This is a genomic window from Sphingobacterium sp. UBA3519, from assembly GCF_002377215.1.
Classification (GTDB): domain Bacteria; phylum Bacteroidota; class Bacteroidia; order Sphingobacteriales; family Sphingobacteriaceae; genus Sphingobacterium; species Sphingobacterium multivorum.
The window spans coordinates 190,761-210,033 of the sequence record NZ_DFPI01000017.1; the positions used below are offsets into that span (position 1 = coordinate 190,761).

Here is a 19,273-nt window from a genome sequence, read left to right on the forward strand (position 1 = left end):
TTTAAAGATGGAAAATACACGTGAACAAAAATTGAAATATGCATTTGGATCACACCCCACGGTAAAGGAGTTTCATGTGACTTCTGATGACCAAATGTTTCTGACTGCATCAGATGCAGGAAATCATGCAAAGACTTTGGAGAATAAAGAAGTCAGATCAGAAAAACGGGGCGACTACGTAAAGCCCACAGCTGCCACAGTACCAGAAAACCAGCTTGATCTGGAAAAGGAGGCTTTGCGTGAAAGACACAAACAGCTGTTTGATAAATATCCTGCTGCAAACGCTGGTCTTGACAAAGTCAAGGAAAAGATCCAGCTGGAAGAAGCCCGTCTGGCAGCCTTGGCGGAGAAAGAATCAAAGGATTCTAAGGAGTCCGAAAACACTGGTTCGGGCAATGAGTCCAAAAATGGCTCAGAGTCCGAAGGTGCAAATTAATTGATCTGTTAACTATAAACTTTAAAAAGATGCCTAAATATCAATATGGCTGTATAAAGGCCGAACATGGCACAATGGATGTCGAGACAGGTGCAATTTCAGGACTTACTGAATTTGATATCTATCAGAATACAATCGTGGTAGACGAGCCCGAAGCACAAAAAACGGAACATTTCAAACAGGGCGATCCTGTGGCAAAAGTGACACGTTATGGAAATACCTCCAAGACAATTGCTTTCTCCGTAATGGATGTTTCAGCTGATTCGAAGGTCACATGGCTAGGTGGAACTAAGACTACCGTTGCTCAGAAAGACACATGGAATGCTCCCAAACGTGCAGTGAAAGAAACAGTGAAAGCTCTTGTTTTTACGCTGGAAGACGGGTCTGTGATCACCGTTCCAAATGCAGGTTGTGCAGGTCGGTTGAGCTCGAACTTAAATGATACAGATATCGCAATGATTCCTGTGATTGCTACTGTCAAATCTACAAATCTGGATCAGGTAGCGGATTTTCAATGGGCTGATTAATCTCTGTAACTATGAAATTGGATGCTAACAATGTAGAGCTCCATGCAACCGAGACATTATTACAAAGGGGCGTTCAGGTATATGTGAATGCCCCTTTGTTTTTACGGTTGTTTGGCAAGAAAAAAATTAAGCTCGTCCTCGGGGTACCCACGGGGGGAGCTCTGAAAAGAATGGGCTACTGGTACCTTCAATGTCAATTATCGGCCGAGAAGCTTGAAGAGATATCTGTGGAAGAGGCCATGCTGTTTAAAGTCAAATATGGCAGATTCATCTATAGGGCACTGGCTTCGTTATTCTTGGTGGGCAAACGTCGGACTTGGCTTTTTCTTAAGCCATTTGCTAAATGGCTCGAAGAAAACATGACTGAGAAGGACGCTTTGATCTTGCTCCAGCTAGTGATCATGCAGGGAGGGCTTGAGGATTTTATGACTACTACCAGATTGGTAAGGGCGAAAATGATAACCCCTCCAAGGCTGGGTCAGATGACCAAGAGGAGTTAATTGCTGTAGGCATGAATAGCCCTTGGGGACTTTTGAATCAGTTGTCTGATAAAAAAGGATGGACACACTAATATATGCTTGAAAAGATCAGCTGGGCAAATTTGCAAATGTATATGGCTGATCAGGTGAAGCTGGTAAAACGGAAAGACCTCGTTAAGAAAGTTTCAAAAGAGGATTTAAAGGAACATCGAAAACGCTTTAATAATGGATAAATTAAACTTAGAAATAGGCTGGGAAATCGACAACAATCAGTTGAAAGCTGGATTGGAACAAAGCCGAAAAAGCATCGAGGGGGTTGGCCAGACCATTGAAGTTGTTGAAGATAAAGTTAACACTGGCTTTTCCAGCAATATCCAGCAGGCAAATCTTTTAGCCAAGAATTGGGAATCATTAAAAATACAGGCAGAGTCCTATGCCAGAATGGTGGAGAAATCATTAGATCCTGAGGTCATTATTAAGTATAACAATTTGCTTCAGGAGACAAAGGAAGAAATGGCCAAGATCAAAGCAATGGGACTGGATAGCCTTGACCCAAAAGTCAGTCCGCAAAAATGGAACGGTCTACAAAATTCCATCAATCAGGTTGCCCGTGAACTGCCTGCCTTCACGTATTCTGCCCAAACTGGATTTATGGCCATTTCCAATAATATCCCTATTCTGATCGACGAATTAAACCGATTGAAAGCTGCTAACGTTGCTCTCACTGCCAGCGGTGGAGCAGCAGTTCCAGTCTGGAAGCAATTTGTGAAGGGAATTTTCAGCTGGCAAACGGCCATGATGGTGGGTATTACTTTGCTAACCGTTTACGGTAAAGAAATCGGCAACTGGATTTCTTCTTTGTTTAGCAGCAAAAAAGCACTAGATAGTGCGGAGCAGTCTCTTAAAACCTTGAATAAGGCGTTGGAGGATAATTCTTTTTCAAAAGCGATCCAAGATGTCGAGCGGTTAAGAAATGCCGTTGACATGGCAAAAAAAGGCTTTGTCGACAAAAAATCTGTTGTTGAAGAATATAATAAAACTATTGGCAAGACTACTGGAGAGGTTAAAACACTGGATAAGGTTGAAAGGTTCCTGATCGACAACGCTGATAACTACATCAAAATGATGATGTATAAGGCTGCTGCGAATCTTGCTCTGGCTGATGCAGCAAAAGAAGCCGTCGAAGCCGAGAAAACCCGTATCAAAGAACTAAAAGATTTTACCAACAATTTCCTAGACGCTCCTTTGCAAGCTCGCTCAGAGGAGCAATACAAGGCTCAGCAGGCGCAATTAGTGCGTAATCAACAGGAACGTAAAGATAAAGAGATCAAGATCCATGAAGATGCTGAGCGTAAACAGCTCGATATCTCCAATAAATTTATGAAGCAAGCTCAGGAGTATGCTTCCAAAATGAATATTTCTGTTTTTGGTGATGATCCGGAGAAGGAAAAGGACGTTAGCGAAAGGCTTCAAAACCTTTATCAGACCATTACTGATGGAAGAAGGGATGTGCTCAATAAAGTACGTGACTTAGATAAGGAATATGCCCGTAAATCAATGGAATCTGACGAGGCCGAACTACAGGCGTTAAAAGATAAATTCAACAAGTTTCGACGGATAATCGAAGAGGAAAACGAGAAAATCAGTAGATACAACAAAAAGTATAAAGACAAAGCTGGGTTTAAAGCTGTCGATCTTTTAGATGTTGGATTAATAGACCCTATTGAAGATCGTGCAACAGACGAAGTCACCTATAAACAAGGTACAGCTAAAATTGCAAAAGATCTGGAGGCAAAAAAGAAAATATTCGCTGAGTACGAGGACTATCGTTCAAAGTTGGGTAAAGAAAAAGCTGACGAGCGTTACAAAGCCGATATGGGTGGATTCGAAAGATATATCGACTATCTTGAAGCCTTGGCAGAAAAGGAAGTTGAAGCGATATCTGCCGTAAACAACGGAACTGGAACTGCTGGACAGCAAGAGCGGTCAAAACTGATTGAAAAGGAAACTACCGAGGCCGTTGCCTCTGAAACAAAAAAACAGACCGAAGTTCTCGCCTTGATGATCACCTATGATCAGAAACGTAAAAAGTTGATATCGGATTATGAGACCCAGCGAGCAAAATATATCAAAACTGCGACTGTAGATGAAATTGCTGAATATGATCGTCGACATGTCGAAGAATTGAATCAGCTCGATGATTCTAATATCCAGAAGTTGCAGTCGGTGAAAGATCTCTTTGATGGAATTGAGCGTTTAACGGATTCACAGGCTAGAAAAATTTTAAATAATGTAGAGGCTTTACTTGCGTCTGGTATTAATGTTTCCCCAGAACTTTTAAAAAAGCTTAAAGAAGCTTTAAAAGATGCTACGAAAGCGTTAGATGAAAGATTACCTGAACGGGTAATGTTAGTTGCGAACTCCTTTAGACAGATGGGCGAAGAGATCGGCACCGTGAATGAGGGCTTGGGGTCAATGCTCACAGCTGTTGGAGGCGTGCTAGCAGCTTCCGTACAGATAGGAACAAATTTCCGAGATCTTGATAAAGGTCTAACGAATTACGAAAAATACAAGACTGAGAAATCACAGGGTAAAGGTGGTGGACTGCTTGGGGGAATATCTGCGATCGCAGGAGTGGCTGGCCCGATCGGTGGTATCGTTAGTGCAGTGGCAGGTGTGGCATCTGGAGTTATCGGTTTTTTTAATGCTGCAAAAGAATCTGCCCGTCAAGCTGAAAAGCAATTGAAGGAGTACCAGCAAAAGATCATGGAGGGAGAGCTTGAATACAACCGCCTGATCAGGGAGCGTGCTAGGTCTCAACAGTCGGTCAACGAAATGACATTGACGGAGCTCAAACTTCAACAACAGCTCCTAGAAACGCAGTTGAAAACGGAGAAGCTACGGGATACTTCCTATGACAAAAAAGTAAAAAAGGTTATACCTGGTCTAGGCATCACCGTTGAAACAACTGAACGTGTCAATCAGGAACAAGTACTTTCAGATTACGAGTATGCACTTGCCAAAATCCTAAATGAAGGTACCGAGGTAACTGGCATGAAAAAGGAAAAATACGGCGGTTTCCTTGGTATTGGAAAAAAGACCAGACTGGTTGAGGTGACAGCCTCACTTGCTGGAAAAACCTATGAAGACCTTGAAAAGCTCTACACTGAGGGGAAAATGAACGAAGCTACAAAAGCGATGTTTGAGAACCTAAAAAAGGCAAAAGATGAGGTTGACGATATCAATGAATTGATGAAGGAGATCGACGAACAGATCATGGATAAGATGTCTGGGAGTGTATCAGCATCAAATATTGCCAGTTCAATTATACAAGGTTTTCGGGAAGGTAAACGAGCTGTAATAGACTTTGGCGATGATGTCAATGAAATAGTCCAAAATGCATTACTGTCTGCCATGTCTGCCACAGTCCTTGAAGAGCCATTACAGGAGCTTGTAAAAAAGTTTCGGGAGGATTCTAAGGACGGTTTAACAAACGATGAGATCGAAGCATTCAAAAAGGGTTATGGCGATATCGTTAAAGAAGGTTTGGACGCTCTTAAAATCATTGAAGGGAGTTATGGAACCATTAAGGGGGAAAATAATTCTGCACTTAGTAGTGGTCGTATCAATAGGACAATTTCCGAAGATACTGGATCGTCTATTTTGAGTTTTGAGCGTTCTCGCTATGATCTTGCTAAACAACAGTTGCAGACAGTTCTTGCTGCTCTCGATTTTGAGAAAAAAAGCTACGATCAGATTCTAGAGTCAGTCAGATATCTCAAAGCGATTGAGCAAAATACGAAAGATACGGTTGTGGAGCTTAAAAGTGCTGTAGTTGAATTAAAGTCAATCAATAAAAACACATCACCGCAAAGTACAAGAGCATACGGAGGATAATATGTACGAATATACACTTAACGGAATCCCTTTTAGTGATTATGGTATTACAGAATCCCAGATTCAAGGAAGCAATGTTGCGCTTGAGGGGGCATGGGATATGCCCTCTCGCATGGGTAAAACATTCTATGACTGGGGTGATGAAGATGGCATCGAACCATATCTGCGTGCAGATGAAATTTTTATTGGCGGACGTGATATTAAGTTTGTTGGATTTATCCAAGGTGAGTCTAGGGAATCAGTATTAGAAAACATAGATGATTTCTTCTCCAGTATAGACGAATCGGTATTAATGGAATTATCTGGAGATTTAGGTACATGGATGGTATACATAGGATCGGAAGTAAGTGTGGAATATCATTATGAAGATAATTTTGCAACAGTTGAATTCACGTTTCGTGAGCCTGTGGTCACCATTGAAAATGTTGATTTTCCAGTCGCTGACAACGCTAATGAAAGCATAGATAATATGTCGTGGGATAGTTTAGGTGTAACTCTATTGAGTTTAAAAAATGATCTAAATAGACCTAACATCAAGAGTCGTCAAGTAACGGCTTACGGAATTGAAAGATACGAAGGTTCTAAACGAGGGTTTAGACAGTTGGAATTTAAGGCTATCATTATACAACCCGATTATGAATCTTTTAAAATAGTTTTAAATAGGTTATATAAACTCTTTAAATCGCCGAATGCACGAACATTGAAAATGCCCGATGGTACAGTTAGGGAGGTATTTGTTAAAGATGGCTTTCAGATAACAAATTTAACTATTGAAGAAGGTGAAGTAATTGCGGAGCTGGATATTACTTTTTGTGAAATAAGGCAGCTCCAAAATTGGAATAAGCTGACTGATAGCAGCGGTTTAATACTGGTTGACAAATACGGTCAGCCTATTTCAGAAATAAGTAAGAAGTTTTAATTATGGCAACAGAAGGAACAAAAGACGTAAGTCAGGCACAGATAAGGACTGACATGGCGGCGGCCGATACGCTGTTATTGGTGAATGGAATAACCAAGGAGGTTCAGCAGGTGCCTATTGCAAATTTAGCGGAGCAAATAGCTCCAAATTTAACAGGTGCACCTGCCGAATATGATGATTTTTTTGGGATTTAAAACATGGCAGATCTAATTGTACAAAAGCCGATACGTTCGGTTTATAAAGACGGTTCTATCGTCGTCAGCAATGTCAAATCGAAGATAGATAACAGTACGACATCATACAGTGTCGTAACAATATGGCATGATGGAACGCCTATGGATGATAGCAAGGTCGACGAATTCGGAATTTATTCAAAATACAAAGAAACTGGTGAATATCTACGCGAAAACAAGCCTCAATGGGGAGAGTTATTCTTGGAGATGAATACTGTTTCCGAATTGAGAGCAATGAATCCTTACAGCCAATTCCTCATTTTTATAGGTTATTATAAAGGTGTTAGGCTTAATGGGTACTACGAAAAAGATGATACACCTAGTTCAATAGACTATTTTATTAGCAACACTGCTGATACCGATGATGGAGGAAGCGTTTTTTATGTGGGAAATATAAAGCTTGAGCATAAGTTTGTGGGTGCATTAGATGTAAAGCATTTTGGCGCAAAAGGTGATGGGATTTCGAACGATCGCCTGATGGTACAAAGAGCGTTAAATTATTGCAGCAATAAAAAAATTAGGTTTTATGTCTCCACAGGATCTTATTTGATCAATGGCGGATTTATATCCGTTACAGGCGGTGTACATATTATTGGAAACGGTTGTGCTACAAGTGTAAGAAGAGGTCTAAGCCGTTTTGTAACAACCGAAACAAGCGGCGATCTTTTTAACTTCACTAATTCTGGAGAAAAGGTAACGCTTGAAAAAGTGAGCTTTGAAAATATTGGTTCCCAAACACCTGTTGAAGGCTCTGTAGGCTTGAATTTCCAAAATGCAGAATGTACTGATTTTATATCTGTTTCGGTCATCAATTTTTATGACAACATAAATGTGAAGAGCGGTATTTATTTCAATTACAACGGTCTTTACATTTATGATCCAGTTCGTAACGGTATAGTGTTGAGCAATGTTATACATAATGACATAGGAGATATGTCATTTAATTCGTGTTATTTTATTATCAATTACTTCACGGATAGATCCCCGCTAGGTGCTGCGATCTTATGGAACAGCGGTGGAGGCTTAAGGGTAGTAAACTGTAAGATTAATTTTTCTGGAAATGCAAAATGGCTTACCGGTATTGATATAAATCCAAAGGCTGTAGATATAGGTACTTCTGTTTTTATAATTCAAGGGAATTCTATTGAGAATTGCGGTGATGGCATAATATTTCATAATGATCGCCTGCTATCCCGTATAAGCAAAGTTGTGATACAGGGTAATGAGATGATGGTTGTAAATACAGCCGTCCGTATTGACGGTACAGATGTAAATAGCGGTTACGATAGTCGTCGTTTCTCAGGCTTTGTTATAAGCGCAAACAAAATTGACGGCCAATATGGTCTCGTTGCAAATGGCGTAAGTTCAGTTAACGTTACAGGCAATGAATTCAATGTTTCGATGGGCACAGTATTGTTTGGCACTTCCTGTTATTATTGCTCACAAAGTAGCAATACATTAAATCCTCTAGCTAATAATGTTCGTGTTTATCAAAATGGTCAAACTGACGCAGATGTGACTTACTGTAATGAGGTAATGCGATTCGACAGGAGTATACCATCGGGAGCAACAACTTCAAATTATGTAGGCCTATTCAAATTGGGTCATTTGCAGAATTACAGAAATTGCCGTTTTAGGCTAGAAATTGACGCTACTGCAGAGGGTTATGGTGTTACTTATGTGTCTCACAATAGATTGTTTTCGGCTGGCAATCCAAACGGTTCAATAACAACTATCGGAAGCGATTACATGTTAACACCTAATGTTGTTGATGTTCAATATAGCATTAGTGGGAATTCCTTGGAAATAAAATGCAAAGTAAATGCTAATGGATCAAGCGCCCTGTCTCTTCACGGGAAAGTCACACTCACGATAGAAGGCGGTCGAATTTACAGCGTAAACCAACTTTGATATGAACACTTTACAATTATACAGGCAGGGAATTAAGACGGTCGAGGTTCCTATCGATGAAAACACAGTGTTTTTTGACGAATGTATGGGGCGCTTTGATATTCAATGTCAATTCTATTCGCCAAGCGTATTGGACATCAAGGTTGATGACTATATCGTTTACAACGGTGTACGGTATTCGATCAATGTCCCCTATCAGATCACTAGAAATGCTGTTTTTCAGTACAATATTACTTTCGAGCATCCTAGTTACTGGCTAAAGGATATCACATTCAGACATATGGGTGCGATTGAGTTCTCTTATTTCGGTACGCCTAGATCTTTCGTCCAGATGATTGTTGATTGCATGAACGTAGACGATACAGGCTGGATGGTTGGGGTATGTGAGGAGCTGGAGGAAAAACTATTTGAATTTTTCGCTGATGGTCAAGGATATTCCTGTAAAGGCGCTTTACAGAAGTTTTCAGAAGAATTTGAGCTTGAATTTTGGTTTTCGGGTGACGGCAAAACGATCAACTTGACCAAGCAAGCGGGGCAACAGACAAACATCGGTTTTGCCTATGGACGAACAAAAGGGCTTTATACTGTCGAGCGGGGTATTCTTGATACTCCGCTTTACAATCGTATTTTGGGATTCGGATCAACTAAGAACATTCCAGAAGATTACCGAGGAGGTGCGAAACGTCTGACTTTTAACACGGGAATGATCGAACGGCCTTTGGCTGCTGGTGAACGTCGTCGGGAAACAAGCGTTGTATTTAATGATATATTTCCCGAACGCACGGCAACCTTTACGGGTGTTTCAGCCGATTGGTTGAGCCTTACTGATAGTTCGTTAGATTTTGATCTCAACGGGTCTAGAATCGAAGGTGAGACTGCAAAGGTGGTTTTTAAAACTGGTGAGCTTGGAGGAAAAGAGTTTGAAATCAGTTCGTACAGTCATACAGACAAAACGATCAGGATCAAAACCAATACCGATACAGATGGCTATGTAACTCCGAATGCGACGTTTTCCCCGAAAGTTGGTGACAAGTATACGTTAGTTGGGATCAAGCAACCGCAATCTTATATCACAGATGCGGAAAACAGGCTTTTTACAGCTGTTGAAAAGAGTTTTAAAACATTGACACGTCCGCCTTATCGCGTTGAAATTGATGAGAAGTATATGCGTGAGAATGCATTTAAATTGAAATCGGGTGATCGTGTACGATTGACAGATGACAAACTAGGTATTGATGATATGATCCGAATTACATCAGTTTCATTTCCCCTAGTCAACCCGAATAAATGCACGGTCGTTATAAGCGATAAAATCACCTATACGCAAGAAACACAAGTTCTGATTGATACAGGAAAGGTCAAGGAAGAAGTAAAGATTGTTAACCGCCAGAAAGCGGAAGAGCAACGCAGGCAGGCATTGCGTATGAGAGAGATGCAAAATCATATTTTTGATCCAGAAGACGGTTATTTTGATAACAGTAATATTCGTCCAAATTCAATTGAAACACTCATGTTGTCTGTTGGGGCTAAATCACAAAATTTCTATTTGGATGGCGTTCGCATTATTCCCAATATCGGGGATGATCCAAACGCTATTCAGATCACAGCTGGCAAATTGATACACCGTGAAATACAGATCGATGGGCTTGGTTATATTTGGGAACTTGGTGGGCTAAATCAAAATGGACTTGATCCTTTAAAGTCGTATTATTTATCCGCAAAATGTTCACGCACACAGCTCACAGGACAATGGGTTCTATCGGAAACACCGATTAAAACAGAAGCCGTAGCAGGTTTCTATCATTTCAATTGTGGTTTGTTGTACAATGTACTCGAAGGCCGTAGGGACTACGCTTTTACCAATGGAATGACATACATTAACGGTGATACTATCCGTACAGGCAAAGTATCGGCCGAGTTCATTGACGTGATAGGTTTGTTTGCCCAGATTATCACTGTCGGCTCTAATAATTTTGTGAATGCTGGTATAAGCGGATTGGCGGATAACGGAAGCCAATCGCAGAGATTTTGGGCAGGGGCTACTGAAGAAAATAGGTATAGTGCGCCGTTCAGCGTCTTAGATGATGGATCTATGAGAGCGTTTAAAGGCAGAATAGGCGGTTTTGATATAACTCAAGATAATCTAAAAATAGGTACAGATGATAGCTGGGAAGTGAACGGTCAATATGTGTACATGTCTCGCTATTATTTTGTGTTGCGTGCGAATGGTATAATCAGGGGTCAAAGAAGAGAATTTGCTTGGAATTTGTATAATGGAACCAACAGGTATTGTTCAGCTTCAATTTTTAATACAATATCTACAGCTGATCCCATGTACCCAAATACGAATATAGCATTAGAGCTTGAAGCATCCAATTCAAATCATAATTATGCTTTGGTTATAAATAAGGGACTTACAAGACTGAGAGGTATTACAAAATCATTTCAACAAATAAGTGCTGCTAATCAGACTATAGATGAGGAGATTTCAAGGGTATTTATAAAAGATAATGTTGTTGCTGTTAACTTGTATTTACCTACTTATCCCGAATTAGGATATGAGGTAACTATACAAAACCTCAGCCCAAATGACTTTTCTGTTGTGTCAAATAACGGTTCAATCATTCAAGCCGATGGGACAGCAACAACATCCAATTTTTTTCGAAGATATAGTATAAAGACTTTCATGTTTGATGGGCAATATTGGCGTGAGGGATTCAGTATATCGCGTTGATTAATGAAAATCTAAAAGCTGTTTAAATGGTCTTTAAACGGCTTTTAGATTACATGTATTCCTTCACTGCCCATCCAAGATTAAAGACGTCCCTAAGAATGTCTGTAAGGTTATAGTTAAAGCCGTCCCTAGGTTCAATTTCAATACTTGCCTTGTTTAACTTAACTTCATATTTAAGAAAGAACCCTGAAACAAACATTTGATCTTTTCTAGCTACGATTATAGCCTTGATAACGTCGCTGCTCGGTAATACTATTTTTATCACTAGGCTAAGGTAAGATCAAAATATTTACCAAAATTACGGTAAACCCTAAGGAATTAACCTTATTAATTCTGGCTCCAAAAAATGTTTAAACTAGTTTTTGCATTCTTTAAATATAATGGCATAAATGAATTTTTCGATTTCAATTATTTAACAGCTTTTATTTTTTTTGTACATCTCGTTTTAAAAATCGTATCATTTGGTTTTTGCGCTTATAAACACCAGAAATGGTGTTTTTTTTTACACAAATTTAATAATTAAACACTTGTTTAAATTAAACGTTTGTTTAACTTTGTCGCGCATTTAGCGAGAACGTCTTTTATTATCGCTATGAATATGCGATGGTATCTTTAAAAGATCGAGGTTTAAAATGGAATTTAACGAGAAACAGATTGATATTTTACTTGCAGCTGAGCGTCTTTTTGCAACAAAAGGGTTTGATGGGACTTCCGTGCGTGATATTGCCAACGAAGCGAATGTAAATGTTGCAATGATCAACTATTATTTTGGATCAAAGGACAAGTTGCTGGATACGTTTTTTGAGTGGCGTGTTCCTGATTTTATGATCAATGTGGATGAGTTGGCGCTTATTGACAATGCGCTGGACAAAATAGACGCGATGGTAGATCGATCAATTAAATCGATGAATTCGCATCGTAAGCTGTATCATATCATTACCATTGAAAGTTCACTAAAACAGCGGATGCTGATCTCTGAAGCATTCAGGAAGCTCAAATTGCATAACCTGGAGGTTATTTCTTCCGTGATCAATGAAGGTGTAGAACAGGGGGTGTTCAAAGGTGGATATGATCCAATTTTAATCCATTCGATGATGATGGGAACTTTTATGAATTTCCAAATGAATCATTGCTTTTTGCAAGATCAGTTGCATATCGATAACGATGAAGAATATGCAAATTATATAGAAACAACTTTAACAGAATTTATACAGACAACAATTAAAGCTTTATTGACATATGAAAAATAAGTTGGCCAATTTGAGTGCTTTATTGCTTTTAAGTCCCATGGGTTTGTTGGCACAGGACAACAAGCACATGACTTTGGAAGAAATAATTCACTTGGCCGCAAATCAAAGCGTGGAAGCGAAGTCTGCCGACACCAAGATATTGGGTAGGCAGCTCGAGGTGGAAACGGCCAAATCGAAACAACTTCCCGATGCAAAATTGAGTGGACAATACATGGCTATGACCACACCAAATGTGAATTTAAAGTTGGCTTTAGGTGAGGGGGGATCTGCTCCAGATATCGCTGCAAACCAATTGTGGTTGGGTCAGGCTTCGGTGAGTATGCCAATCTATACCGGTGGCAGAATTAAGGGCGGCATTGATATTGCAAAGGATGTATTGAAAGCCGAGGAATACAATGCTGTAGCGAGCAAAGAACAATTGGCTATACGTGCAGTAAATCTTTATTTGAGTCTTTATAAGGCTCAACAAACCAATTTGTTGATTGCTGAAAATATTAAGCAGTCGGAGCAACGTGTTTCGGATTTTAAAGCGATGTTGGATAATGGTTTGATCGCACGTAATGACTTATTAAAAGCAGAACTGCAGCTTTCAAACTATCAGGTTTCGCTTCAGGAAGCACAGAAAAATATCAAGGTGCTGAATTATCAATTGGCTAATTTCTTGAAAATTGATGAAGATACCCAACTGGATCAGATCAATTTGGGCGAAGTCACAGGTGTGGATTTGGGCTTAAAAGCATCATATGATGCAGCAAAAACCTCGCGCTCAGATCTAAAATCGATGGAATCGCAACGTTTGGTTGCTGAAGATCAGTTGAAAGTAACAAAAGCGGCTGCCATGCCAACTGTTGCTGCAACAGCTGGATACAATGCTTTTGGTCTTCAAAAGGTGGTTACCGTGACGAATGCTGCCATGGTTGGCATCGGCGTTTCTTACGATATCGGTTCGCTTTACAAAAATAAAAGAGAAGTGAATGTGGCAAAAAACCGTATCAAGGAAATTGATGAGCATATTGAATTATTAAATGACAAGGTAAAAGTGCAGGTTCAACAGGCCAATGAAAACTATATGCTGGCACAAAAGCAGGATGTGGTCTATCATCAGGCGGTGGATCAGGCTGTTGAAAATTATCGGATCACCAAAGATAAGTACGATAATGGTATCGCAGATACCGACGACTTGTTGACCGCAGACGTACAGCAGCTGCAAAGCAAGATCAATCTGGCAATCAGCAAAGCAAACACCATTGAAAAATATTACGACCTGCTGTTAGCAAATGGGTCTTTAAACATTAAATAGCAATTAATCTAGACATGGAAAATACAGTAGAAAACGCACCTGAAAAAAAAGGTACAAATAAAAAATTTACAATTGTTTTGGCTGCATTGGTCATCTTCGGAGGGGCTTATGGGGCGTATAAATATATGCATGGCCAGGCGCATGAGACTACAGACGATGCGCAGGTAGAGAAAAACATGAGCCCGATCATTCCACGGGTGGGTGGTTTTATCGCTAAAGTCTATGTAAAGGACAATGATTTGGTTAAAAAAGGGGATACGTTATTTACCATTGAGAGTCAAGACTATCAGGTTCGTGTGGACGAGGCATTAGCAGCCTTGGCAGCAGCTCAAAGTAGCTTTGATGTTTCAAAGGCAGATGTATCTGCGTCTTCGGCTAATGTGGCGATCTCAGATGCAACGATTCAATCCAATTTAGGCAGCATCGATGCGGCACGTATTCGTGCTAAGCAAGCGAACAATGATTATATCCGCTACCAAAACTTATACAATAACCAGTCCATTACGAAACAGCAGTACGAGCAGGCATTGACTGCGAAATTGGAAGCCGACAAGCAGGTTGAAATTTTGCAACAGCAACGCAATGCCAGTGCGTCGCAACGTAATGCAATCGTCAGTAAGACTACAGTGGCTTCAAAACAAACTTCTGTTGCTGAGGCGAATATAAAAAGAGCGAATGCACAGCTTGAGGCGGCTAAATTGAACCTTTCTTATACCGCGGTACTGGCTTCTGTGGATGGTCAGGTATCCAACATTAAGGTTCAGCCTGGACAAATGGTCAATCCAGGTCAGTCTTTATTCTACATTGTCGATAATATTGAAACATGGGTAGTAGCCAACTTTAAAGAGACGCAATTGGAAAAAATGAAGCCTGGTCAAAAGGTGGGGATCAAAGTGGATGCTTATCCTAATATCGAATTTGAAGGTGAAGTAAATTCTTTCTCACCGGCGACAGGATCGCGTTTTTCTTTATTGCCGCCAGATAATGCGACTGGTAACTTTGTGAAGACTGTTCAGCGTTTACCTGTAAAAATCAAATTGACAAAAGACAATAAAGCAGAAAATGTGGCTTTGCTCAGACCGGGCATGAATGCTGACGTAGATGTGCATGTTCAATAACTATGGAAAATTTAAATCAACAAGACAGTCTGGTTGAATATGGTTTTCGACGTGTTGTAATCACGATTACAGCGGTGCTTTGTGCGCTGTTGGAAATCGTGGATACAACCATCGTCAACGTGGCTCTGAACGACATGAAAGGTTCGTTGGGGGCGACCTTGACAGATGTGGCATGGGTTATCACGGCTTACGCAATCGCCAACGTAATTGTGATTCCGATGACCAGCTGGTTGTCCCAACAATTTGGACGGAGAAATTACTTTGCTGCGTCTATTATCATATTCACAGTATCTTCATTTTTATGTGGTAACGCGACCAATATTTGGGAGCTTGTTGCATTTCGTTTTATACAAGGGATGGGCGGGGGAGCGTTGTTAGTAACAGCGCAGACCATTATTACAGAAAGTTACCCGAAGGAAAAACGTAGTATGGCTCAGGCTATCTATGGTATGGGGGTAATTATTGGTCCAACGCTAGGCCCACCGTTAGGTGGATATATTATCGATAATTTCTCCTGGCCATATATATTCTATATCAATGTGCCGTTAGGGATTATTGCGACCTTGTTGACCTTATCTTTTGTGCGCAGTCCTAAATATAGCCAAAAGCAATCTGCAAAGGAAGTGGATTGGTTTGGTATGATCTTTTTGATCATGTTTATTGGTTCCCTTCAGTTTGTATTGGAACATGGACAACAGGATGATTGGTTTGACGATCCCTTGATTTTAGGCTTGTCAATCTTGTCTGTTTTCGGACTATTGTTCTTTATATGGCGGGAATTGGTCTATGATAAACCCATTGTTAACTTGCGGGTATTGAAGGATAAGAATTTGCAGGTTGGTGTAGTGATGAGTTTTATTCTTGGTTTCGGCTTGTTTGGATCGACTTTTATTATTCCAATCTATACACAGTCGATATTGGGATGGACGGCCACAGACGCAGGTTTGTTATTGTTGCCAAGTTCAATCATGACCGGTATCATGATGCCTTTTATTGGGAAGATGATCCAAAATGGTGTTCCCCAAAAATATATGGTTGCCGTAGGACTAAGTATCTTTTTTGGCTTCTGTTTTTGGATGTACAGTCTCATGACCAATGATACGGGAGCAGAGCACATGTTTTGGCCCCTAATTCTCCGTGGAGTTGGCTTAGGATTGTTGTTCGTACCTGTCATGACACTCTCCCTATCGACATTACATGGTAAGTCAATCGGTGAAGGAGCTGCCTTTACAGGGATGATGCGCCAGCTGGGTGGTTCGTTTGGTATAGCCTTAATTACGACATTTATTGCCCGTGATAGCCAAAAACATCGCGTCGATCTGGTGGCTAATTTAGATCCAAGCAAGTTTGATGTGCAACAACGGGTGCAGCAATTGCAAATGAGCTTTCAGGCGAAAGGTTTTTCGCCCAATGAAGCTTTGGCCAAAGCACACCAGATACTCGATATGAGCGTGATGAAACAGGCTACTGTATTATCCTACATGGATGTGTTTTTATATCTGGGTGTGGTATTTTTGCTGTGTGTCCCCTTTGTCTTGATGATCAAACAAGGAAAGACGCAGATCGATATGTCCAGTGTGCATTAGCATTTAAATAGTCCGGTAAGCTGGTATCACGGTGACTTGTCAGTAAAGTACTGGTTATCGTTCAGTCAGAAGTCCTCAAAAAGTGTTTAGCTTTTTGAGGATTTTTTTGTGCATTTTCTTTTGCGATAGAAAAGTCCTTAAGGTTGGCGTTTGGTCTTGTCTAAACAGGAGCAAGCATACCTTTGATCAATTGAAAAACCATAAATTGAAAAACCTGATTTAAAATTGATTGTTTAATAATAAAGAGTTTGAAAGAATTTATCTTTTGGCATCATAAAAGACGAATCTTATCAAATAGCGACTCAGGTAGATTGTTTGTCTTTAAAATAGCAAATGGATGTATACGGAAAAACTTAATTTTTTGGCATTTATCATTCCCTTATTTTTAATTCTGATGGTGTTGGAATATGGGTATAGCCTCAAAAAACAGAAACGTTTTTATTCTTTTGATGAATCGATCTCAAATCTTAATGTTGGTATCGTTGAGCGTATGTGTGATATGTTTTCCGTTAGTTTATTTTACTTTTTTTTCGTTTGGGTGTATCAAAATTTTGCGATATTTCAGATTGAAGCTAATGTTTGGACCTGGGTTATACTTTTCCTATTTACAGATTTTCTCTGGTATTGGTATCATCGCTATAGCCATGAAATAAACCTATTGTGGGCTGCGCACGTTGTACATCACCAAAGTGAAGATTATAACTTTACGGTGGCGGCCCGGATCACCATATTTCAAGCCGTTTTCCGTTCGCTATTTTGGGCTTTTATCCCCCTTTTGGGTTTCCCGCCCTTTATGATGACCGCTATTCTGTTGATTCATGGCGTGTATCCATTTTTCTCCCATACGCAGACTGTTGGAAATTTGGGTATTTTGGAGCGGCTATTTGTAACGCCTTCCCATCATCGGGTGCATCATAGCAGCAACGAAATCTATCTGGATAAGAATTATGGGGATATCCTGATTATTTGGGATAAGCTGTTTGGAACATTTATATCGGAACAAAAGGAGGAGCCTTGTGTCTATGGGCTCACAAAGCCCATTCACCGCTATACTTTTCTATGGCAGCATTTTCATTATTTATTTGAAATTGGTTTGTCATTTAAGCGGGCGAAAGGATTTGGGAACAAAATGCGGACTATATTCGGTAAGCCTGACGATATACAGCCTGAAATTCGCGAAGAACTGGAAGAGCGCATATTTGCCGGAGCTAAGCCGCAAGTTCATGCGCAGGCGTTAAGCCGCTATATCTTTTTTCAGTCCATGTTGACGATGACACTTCTTTTTTTCTTTCTGCTTTATGGTAATTATCAGCAACTGATACAACTCGTTATTGGCGGGGGATTTATTCTTTGTAGTGTTATTTGTATTGGAGGACTTCTAGAACATGAAGACTGGGTTTTTCCACTTGAGATGCTGCGGTTATTCTTATTACTACTGTATATTGGTCTAACTTTTTATTCACCATTGGGACTTGTTTTGGTAGGATGTTTCGCTTTGATTCAATTGATTTTTTATCGACCGTTAGCAGTTCGCTATAAAAAAGTTTTGCGTCTTGAAAGACGTTGAATTTATCCGTATGAGTTCTTGTCGTTGGAAGTAAGCATCTATTGTTTCATATTTCATCATTTAATTGATCTTTTATCTGTATAGCAAGCAAGCAAGCAAGCAAGTAAGTTCTATAAACAATGCCTTTTGAAGAGCTTTCCGCGTGGATGACAGAAGCAGTCAACTTGATGCGGTATTACGTTCAATTATTTATCTGCTGCTGTAATTAAGTCTGCAAATGATTGGCAATAGGATCTGGCCATAATATCCCAGCTATATTGTTTTAGGGTATTCTGTTTAAATTGTAGGCTTAGCTTTTTATAGTGGACTGGATCTTCTAAAATGGCTTGAAGTTGTTCGATCCATGCGTTTTGGTTTTCGCTTGGCAGGAGAAGCCCATTGTAATTGTGTGTAACGGCGCTTGTAATTCCTTCTAATTCGGCGGCAACAACAATTGTGCCTGCTGTGGAAGCTTCTAGGCAGACGAGCCCAAAGCCTTCCATATCACCGGCCATTTCAATATTGGGCATCAAAAAGGCCTGTGCGTTGGTCAGGAGGCTTTGCAGTTGTTCGAATGGAACTTTTCCAAGATGTTCAATTTTTTCGGGGTATGCTTTCAGTAATTTTCGGATGGCCCCTTGATCGGTGGGAAATCCGAGGAATAGGGTGATTAAATGATTTATCTTTTTTGGTGTAAGCTGCAATAGGCGTTCTTTCCATTGCGGTTTTTGATCGAATGGCCCCACCATTAGTAATTTGAAATCGCCCTGAATCGCGGGGATGACATGTTTCATCAACCACGAGAAGCCCTTCCGCTTAACAGGGCGTCCCAAAGTGATAAAATAGGGCCTGCTTTCGCAGGTTGGTTCATTGTTTTGAGTGGAGCAGTGTATCGGATCTACACCGTTGGGTATAACAATGATTTTGGATGGATCGATACCGCGTAACTGTGCGGCGTCGGCGGTGGCTTGGCTAACGGCAATAAGCTGATCAAAAGTGTTAAACCGCGGTATAATCTTACGTTGAAAATAACGAAGTGGAAAAACGATATCCAGACCGTGAAGCGTGACAGCACGTTTTAAATGGGTATATCCTTTGTGAAAAGAGGCGAAGGACGCAATTAATCCATCATTAAAGTGGATAAGCTTGATGCCGGGGTTATCGTTAATTTTGGCTAGAATGCGGCGATTCAGTAGGAAGAAGAAGGCTAAAAGAGGTTCCCTATTGTCATAGACTAAGGTGTGTACCTTCAAGTAAAGAGCCGCAGTATTGATCAGTTCAAAGCTTTGTTTTTCCATACCGCCAACACTTGGGGGATATTTGTGGCTGACAAATAG

15 protein-coding genes are annotated in these 19,273 nt (G+C 40.3%); 14 read left to right on the forward strand and 1 reads right to left on the reverse strand.

Translation table 11 applies throughout. The features are described 5' to 3' along the window. Positions 1–7: 7 nt before the first annotated feature. The 14 genes from B3297_RS08045 (at position 8) to B3297_RS08110 (ending at position 17,957) form a co-directional block, all read left to right on the forward strand. Complete coding sequence (locus tag B3297_RS08045; RefSeq protein ID WP_286778752.1) at positions 8–436, forward strand: hypothetical protein; 429 nt, start codon at positions 8–10, stop codon at positions 434–436. 29 nt (positions 437–465) lie between these two features. Beyond that, positions 466–963 (forward strand): hypothetical protein, encoded by a 498-nt coding sequence (locus B3297_RS08050; protein WP_286778753.1) that lies wholly within the window; start codon positions 466–468, stop codon positions 961–963. A gap of 11 nt (positions 964–974) precedes the next feature. Continuing rightward, positions 975–1,463 (forward strand): hypothetical protein, encoded by a 489-nt coding sequence (locus tag B3297_RS08055; RefSeq protein ID WP_286778754.1) that lies wholly within the window; start codon positions 975–977, stop codon positions 1,461–1,463. 74 nt (positions 1,464–1,537) lie between these two features. After that, on the forward strand, positions 1,538–1,675 hold the full coding sequence (locus B3297_RS08060) for a hypothetical protein (RefSeq protein ID WP_286778755.1): 138 nt from the start codon (positions 1,538–1,540) through the stop codon (positions 1,673–1,675). Beyond that, complete coding sequence (locus B3297_RS08065; RefSeq protein WP_286778756.1) at positions 1,668–5,339, forward strand: hypothetical protein; 3,672 nt, start codon at positions 1,668–1,670, stop codon at positions 5,337–5,339. Before B3297_RS08060 ends, B3297_RS08065 begins: the two co-directional genes overlap by 8 nt. Position 5,340: 1 nt before the next feature. Then, positions 5,341–6,258 carry a hypothetical protein gene (locus tag B3297_RS08070; protein WP_286778757.1) on the forward strand — a complete coding sequence of 306 codons (918 nt, stop codon included), beginning with the start codon at positions 5,341–5,343 and terminating at the stop codon, positions 6,256–6,258. 2 nt (positions 6,259–6,260) lie between these two features. Beyond that, a complete protein-coding gene (locus B3297_RS08075) occupies positions 6,261–6,452 on the forward strand; it encodes a hypothetical protein (protein WP_286778758.1) in 192 nt (63 codons plus the stop codon). A gap of 3 nt (positions 6,453–6,455) precedes the next feature. Next, positions 6,456–8,402: a glycosyl hydrolase family 28-related protein gene (locus B3297_RS08080; protein WP_286778759.1), complete on the forward strand. Its 1,947-nt coding sequence runs from the start codon at positions 6,456–6,458 to the stop codon at positions 8,400–8,402. Position 8,403: 1 nt separating this feature from the next. Then, positions 8,404–11,136, forward strand: coding sequence for a phage tail protein (locus tag B3297_RS08085; RefSeq protein WP_286778760.1), 2,733 nt, complete (start codon positions 8,404–8,406; stop codon positions 11,134–11,136). 632 nt (positions 11,137–11,768) lie between these two features. After that, positions 11,769–12,386, forward strand: a complete 618-nt coding sequence (locus tag B3297_RS08090) for a TetR/AcrR family transcriptional regulator (RefSeq protein WP_070565512.1) — start codon at positions 11,769–11,771, stop codon at positions 12,384–12,386. Continuing rightward, positions 12,376–13,686 (forward strand): TolC family protein, encoded by a 1,311-nt coding sequence (locus tag B3297_RS08095; RefSeq protein ID WP_112376165.1) that lies wholly within the window; start codon positions 12,376–12,378, stop codon positions 13,684–13,686. The genes B3297_RS08090 and B3297_RS08095 overlap by 11 nt, the downstream gene beginning before the upstream one ends. Positions 13,687–13,700: 14 nt before the next feature. Next, on the forward strand, positions 13,701–14,804 hold the full coding sequence (locus tag B3297_RS08100; RefSeq protein WP_070565508.1) for an HlyD family secretion protein: 1,104 nt from the start codon (positions 13,701–13,703) through the stop codon (positions 14,802–14,804). A gap of 2 nt (positions 14,805–14,806) precedes the next feature. After that, positions 14,807–16,390, forward strand: coding sequence for an MDR family MFS transporter (locus tag B3297_RS08105; RefSeq protein WP_070565506.1), 1,584 nt, complete (start codon positions 14,807–14,809; stop codon positions 16,388–16,390). 337 nt (positions 16,391–16,727) lie between these two features. Beyond that, positions 16,728–17,957 carry a sterol desaturase family protein gene (locus tag B3297_RS08110; RefSeq protein ID WP_070565504.1) on the forward strand — a complete coding sequence of 410 codons (1,230 nt, stop codon included), beginning with the start codon at positions 16,728–16,730 and terminating at the stop codon, positions 17,955–17,957. Positions 17,958–18,142: 185 nt separating this feature from the next. On the opposite strand, the gene B3297_RS08115 is transcribed toward B3297_RS08110, so the two are convergent. Further along, positions 18,143–19,234, reverse strand: coding sequence for a glycosyltransferase family 4 protein (locus B3297_RS08115; protein WP_236560225.1), 1,092 nt, complete (start codon positions 19,232–19,234; stop codon positions 18,143–18,145). Positions 19,235–19,273: the final 39 nt, after the last annotated feature.

Coding starts and splice junctions, on each gene's coding strand:
- B3297_RS08045 (WP_286778752.1), top strand. CDS start 8: ATGGAAAATACACGTGAACAAAAATTGAAATATGCATTTGGATCACAC.
- B3297_RS08070 (WP_286778757.1), top strand. CDS start 5,341: ATGTACGAATATACACTTAACGGAATCCCTTTTAGTGATTATGGTATT.
- B3297_RS08085 (WP_286778760.1), top strand. CDS start 8,404: ATGAACACTTTACAATTATACAGGCAGGGAATTAAGACGGTCGAGGTT.
- B3297_RS08100 (WP_070565508.1), top strand. CDS start 13,701: ATGGAAAATACAGTAGAAAACGCACCTGAAAAAAAAGGTACAAATAAA.
- B3297_RS08095 (WP_112376165.1), top strand. CDS start 12,376: ATGAAAAATAAGTTGGCCAATTTGAGTGCTTTATTGCTTTTAAGTCCC.
- B3297_RS08115 (WP_236560225.1), bottom strand. CDS start 19,234: ATGGAAAAACAAAGCTTTGAACTGATCAATACTGCGGCTCTTTACTTG.
- B3297_RS08080 (WP_286778759.1), top strand. CDS start 6,456: ATGGCAGATCTAATTGTACAAAAGCCGATACGTTCGGTTTATAAAGAC.
- B3297_RS08065 (WP_286778756.1), top strand. CDS start 1,668: ATGGATAAATTAAACTTAGAAATAGGCTGGGAAATCGACAACAATCAG.
- B3297_RS08110 (WP_070565504.1), top strand. CDS start 16,728: ATGTATACGGAAAAACTTAATTTTTTGGCATTTATCATTCCCTTATTT.
- B3297_RS08055 (WP_286778754.1), top strand. CDS start 975: ATGAAATTGGATGCTAACAATGTAGAGCTCCATGCAACCGAGACATTA.
- B3297_RS08050 (WP_286778753.1), top strand. CDS start 466: ATGCCTAAATATCAATATGGCTGTATAAAGGCCGAACATGGCACAATG.
- B3297_RS08105 (WP_070565506.1), top strand. CDS start 14,807: ATGGAAAATTTAAATCAACAAGACAGTCTGGTTGAATATGGTTTTCGA.
- B3297_RS08060 (WP_286778755.1), top strand. CDS start 1,538: ATGCTTGAAAAGATCAGCTGGGCAAATTTGCAAATGTATATGGCTGAT.
- B3297_RS08075 (WP_286778758.1), top strand. CDS start 6,261: ATGGCAACAGAAGGAACAAAAGACGTAAGTCAGGCACAGATAAGGACT.
- B3297_RS08090 (WP_070565512.1), top strand. CDS start 11,769: ATGGAATTTAACGAGAAACAGATTGATATTTTACTTGCAGCTGAGCGT.